Source organism: Amycolatopsis sp. NPDC059027 (assembly GCF_042739735.1).
GTDB lineage: Bacteria > Actinomycetota > Actinomycetes > Mycobacteriales > Pseudonocardiaceae > Amycolatopsis.
Genome location: NZ_JBHYIK010000052.1, coordinates 1 through 4,176, shown reverse-complemented (window position 1 = coordinate 4,176; position 4,176 = coordinate 1). Strand labels below are relative to the sequence as shown.

Here is a 4,176-nt window from a genome sequence, read left to right as displayed (position 1 = left end):
ACTGTAGCTCTCTCTCTTATCGTTGCAGTGTGGTCGCGCGCCGCGGCGCGGGCCGGCGGCAGCGGACCAGTCACTCCCGCCGCTGGCGGCCCCCCCCCCCCGCCCCCCCCCCCCCCCCACAAAGGGATCACGGTGGAGCCGGGCCGGGCGCTGTGAAGGGGGCCTTCACAGACAGGGACGGTGCCCGGCAGGGCATTCTTGCCGTCGGGTTTTGTTCACTGGCGACCGGATCCCGACGGTGAATGCGAGCGGGAAAGACTCTTGATCGTCATTTCGGGTCACATCCGGAGAAAATGTTCCGGCGATCGTCGACGTTGGTCCATTTTTCCCGCCATGACGACGAATTCGCCCACACGAGGGGTGATCCCGTAGCGATCTTGCCCGCTCGGGGAATAAACGGACCAGCGGGCTCACTCGAATGTCGTAATCGCCCTCGCGCGTGTTCGTGAATTGCGCAAATGAGCACTTCCGCGCCGCATTCGCCGGTTATCCTGGCCTTCCCCTTTTCGGATGAGGAAGGCGTGGCGGTTGGCTGAGTCGGGCAAGTGGGCGGGGCGCCTCGGCTGGCTCGCGCTGACGATCGGACCGCCGTCCGCGGTGGCGGGTGCCTGGCCCGCCTGGGCGGCGGGCAGGCCGGTGCTCGCCGGGCTGCTGCTGGTCATCTACGAGGGCGTGCTGGCGGTCGTCGCGTTCGCCGGTGGGGTCGCCGACGATCTGGTGAAACGGTGGCGCGAACGGCTGGTTACCCGGCTCGACCAGCCGCTGTGGCGCCGCTTGTTCCGCTTCGACCGGCGATACCGCGAATTCGTGCTGGGCAGCCTGCGGTTCGTCGATCTCAAGGGATTGACGACCATCGGGCCCTACACACCTCAGCTCGACGAGGTCTTCGTCGACGTCGGCCTGGCGCCGCGCAGCCCGCACCAGGTCGCGGCCGATCCGCTGGGGGACGTGCCCGCCGGGGTGACCGAGCGGTACCAGCTGTGGAACTTCCTGGACCATCCGGCGTCCCGGGTGCTGGCGGTGGTCGGCGCCGCGGGCAGCGGGAAGACCACGCTGCTGCGCTACACGGCGCGGCTGGTCTGCCGGTCCGGCGGCAGGCGGCGGCGCGCGGTCCCGATCCTGTTGTTCCTCCGCGACCACGCGGCCGAGATGATCTCCGATCCGGACGTGTCGCTCGCGGAGCTGGCGCGCCGCACCCTCGGCCGGTACCGCGCCGACGAGCCGGAGGGCTGGTTCGAGCAGAAGCTGCGCGACGGCGAATGCGTGGTGCTGCTCGACGGGCTGGACGAGGTGGCGCGTCGCGAGGACCGCCGCGCCGTGGCGGACTGGGTCGAGCGGCTGATCGGGCAGTACCCCGGCAACGACTTCGTGATCACCTCCCGGCCGCGGGGCTACCAGTCGGCCGAGATCGCCGGCGCCACCGTCCTGCAGGTGCGCCGCTTCACCGACGAGCAGGTGGCCCGGTTCGTGCGTGCCTGGTGCGGCTCGGTCGAGCGGCACAGCGCCGGCTCCGACCCGCTGGAGGCCGAGCGGCGCGCCGCCTCGGCCGCGGACGATCTGCTCGACCGGCTGCGGGATTCCCCCTGGCTGTACGAACTGACGGTCAATCCACTGCTGCTGACGATGATCACCAATGTGCACCACTACCGTGGCGCGCTGCCCGGCAGCCGGGCCGAGCTGTACAGCGAAATCTGCGAGGTGATGCTCTGGCGGCGGCGGGGCGCCAAGAAGCTGCCGATCGAACTGGGCGGGGACCAGACGGAGTTCCTGTTGCGGCGGCTCGCGTTCGACATGATGGAACGCCGGGTGCGGGACCTGCCGAGAGACGAGGTCATCGCCTCGATCAAACCCGCGCTGCGCCGGGTGGCCAGGGGACTTTCGGCGGCGGAGTTCCTCACCGGCGTCGGCTCGGAGGGGCTGCTGGTCGAGCGCGAGAACGGCCTGTATTCCTTCGCCCACCACACTTTCCAGGAGTACCTGGCGGCCGCGCACATCCGGGACAAGGGGCTGACCGGCCTGCTGCCCGGCACCGTCGAGGACGGCTGGTGGCGGGAGAGCATCCTCCTGTACGCCGCCCGGTCGGACTCCGACGCGATCATCCAGGCCTGCCTGGCCTCGGACAGCGTCCACGCGCTGGCGCTGGCCTTCGACTGCGCGGAGCAGGCCCGCGAGATCGACCCGGAACTGCGGGACCGGCTGGACCGGCTGCTGCGCTCCGCCTACGATTCCGGCACCGATCCCCGGCGCCGCAAGCTGATGGCGGACGTCCTGATCACCCGGCATCTGCGGCGGCTCATCCCCGCCGCCACGGCCCGGATCTGCCCGCAGCCGATCACCTCGGACATCTACCGGCTGTTCCTGTCCGACACCGGGCACGATCTGCCCGACGACCCGCGGCCGTTCCAGCCCGGCTCGGACGCGCCGGTGGTCGGGGTGCGCGGCACCGACGCGCTCGCCTTCGTCGGCTGGGTCAACGACATCGTCGGCGGTGAACCGGCCTACCGGCTGCCCACGAGTACCGAGATCGGCGATCCGGCCGTGCAGCGCGCGCTGCACCCGGCGGAACCGGAGCCGTCGGCCGCGCTGAGTGTCTGGTACGACCAGAACGGTTCCGGGCCGCGGTTGTGGACGCCGGGGCAAGGCAGGCATCCGTACACAGTGGACACCGGGACACTGGGCGAACGGGTCGGCAAGGACTGGGCCGATTCGGCGCCGACCCTGGCCCGGCTGCTGCTGATCCGGTCACTGGTCGTCCTGCGGGCCCTCGAATTCGACCTCAAGCGCACGGTGGCGGGCATCAGGGCGCGGAACCTCGCCGGGGAGCTGGTCCACGGTCTCGCCCGCGCGGCGGATCTCGCGCTCGCCCAGGTCCGCGATCCCGGGCTGGCCAAGGCACTGGATCCGGCCCTCGCGCACGCCTTCGACCTGGCCAGGATGGTGGATCTGGAGGTCGACCACGCCAGGGCACTCGACCTCGCCCGGCTCCGCGACCTCGCGCGGATCCGGTCCGTCGACCTCGCACTGGCGCTCGATCTGGCGCTGGCGCGGGCGTTCGACGCCGCCCGTGGCCGGGAGCGGGACCGGGAGCGGGTGCACGACCGCGACCGCGCCATGGTGCACGATCTCGACCGCGCCCTCGACCGGGATCGCGAATATGCCCGCAATCTGGCCAAAACCGTCGACCTGGATCTCGACCACGCCCTGGAACTGGACCTCCAACTCACCCTCGACGGGGTGCTCGCGCTCGACCGGGTCCGCGGGGCCGACCGCAGCCCGCTGCCGGCGCCCGAACTCGATCGGCACCTGGAAGACATCGTCGGGCGGGCGCTCGCGCACGCGCTGTCGCGGGCACTGCGGGACTCCGGAGCTTCGCGGACTGGTGACGGACAGCGGTTCCAAGCGGACTTCGACCGCGCGCTGGCGGCTGTGACCGGCCTGGCTAGCACCGAGGAGATCGTTTCGCCGGATTCGCTGGGGCACGAGACCTGGCAGGGGTGTGCCGAGCTGACCGTCGGTGGCGGATGCTCGGCCTGGGCCCAGGACGTGGCGCCCCGGCTGGAACGGCTCGCCAGGCCGATCTTCGCCCGCCGTCAGCCGCTGAACACCCCCACGGCGACCGCGATCCGGATCGGGGCGCTGTGTCTCGCCTGCGAGGCGGACGCTCAGGGAAAGCCCGGCACCGGTGCCGCGTTCCGGCGGATCGCGGCCGGGATCACGCTGCTGGAAGACCGCGCGACCGGCCGGTCGTCGCCGACCGAGACGATCGTCCTGTCCACCGCTTGAGGGCCCATCATCCGCGTTACCCGAATTTGTGACGGCGGTCATAATTGTGTCGCCTGTGGGTGAGGAGAACGGGCAGAACCTTGCCCCTAACGTGTGAAAGATTTTCAAGAGGGATCGCCAAGTGACTTACCGTGCGTTATGTGTATAGCAAGATCAACACATCTCCCGCGGCACAGAGGGGTGCACCGCATCATGGCCGAAAAGCACAGCGTCACCCAGGCGCGGATCGAGTTCGGGCTCCGGACGTTCGGGGCGAGCCCGCTGCCGGTCCCCGTCGAGCTGGAACACGACACCGAAGACCCGTACGCGATCGTCGCGATCCTTCACGCCGGAACGAACGTCGTCCGCTGGATCTTCGGGCGCGATCTGCTCGCCGACGGTCTGCTCGCGCCG

At 70.3% G+C, this 4,176-nt stretch carries 2 protein-coding genes; both read left to right on the top strand.

From position 1 onward, the window contains the following. Positions 1-510: 510 nt before the first annotated feature. Positions 511-3,783: an NACHT domain-containing protein gene (locus ACFWY9_RS30640; protein WP_378323868.1), complete on the top strand. Its 3,273-nt coding sequence runs from the start codon at positions 511-513 to the stop codon at positions 3,781-3,783. Between the two features lie 192 nt (positions 3,784-3,975). Next, positions 3,976-4,176: SsgA family sporulation/cell division regulator (locus ACFWY9_RS30635; RefSeq protein ID WP_378340514.1), on the top strand; the 201-nt coding region annotated here is incomplete at its 3' end.